We start from the raw sequence: 551 nt of genomic DNA, 5'->3' as shown, positions 1-551 counted from the left end.
TTACGCTAAGGAAGCAACCTATGCTACTTAATATGCTTAAATGCAAATTACACCGTGCTCGCGTTACCCATGCTGAGCTTCACTATGAAGGCTCATGCGGTATCGATGGTGATCTACTAGACCTAGCTGGTCTACGTGAAAACGAATCTATCGATATCTATAATGTGACCAATGGCAAGCGCTTTCGCACCTATGCTATCCGTGCTGAGGCGGGCTCTGGTATTATCTCATTAAATGGTGCTGCGGCTCATATGGCAGATTTGGGTGATATCGTCATTATTTGTGCTTACGCGCATTTTGATGAAGTTGAAGCATCGACATATCAGCCAAAATTGGTCTATTGCAACGAAGACAACACGGTTAAAGACACAGCAAATATCATTCCTGTACAAGTTGCTTAATATGACAGGATGGTGAGGTTTTGGTAAATTTAACATAAACACAAAGTTACATCTTTGAATTAACTGCTATTATTACTAAAATCTCGATGCTAAAGGGAAAGCTGAATCTAAATCAAGATTCGGCTTTTTTTATGCGATTTTTCTCTATTA

1 protein-coding gene is annotated in these 551 nt (G+C 39.6%); it reads left to right on the top strand.

Annotated elements, in window-relative coordinates:
* Positions 1–20 precede the first annotated feature (20 nt).
* Positions 21–401, top strand: coding sequence for an aspartate 1-decarboxylase (gene panD, locus ACS8FC_RS20085; protein ID WP_010196068.1), 381 nt, complete (start codon positions 21–23; stop codon positions 399–401).
* The last annotated feature ends 150 nt before the right edge of the window (positions 402–551 follow it).

It is taken from the genome of Psychrobacter sp. 1Y4 (genome assembly GCF_051847555.1).
Note: the sequence above shows the minus strand (reverse complement) of the source record. Positions and strands in the feature narration are given on the sequence as shown.

What these genes read in the sequence shown, in the direction of transcription:
- panD (WP_010196068.1), top strand. Translation starts at nt 21, where the DNA reads ATGCTACTTAATATGCTTAAATGCAAATTACACCGTGCTCGCGTTACC.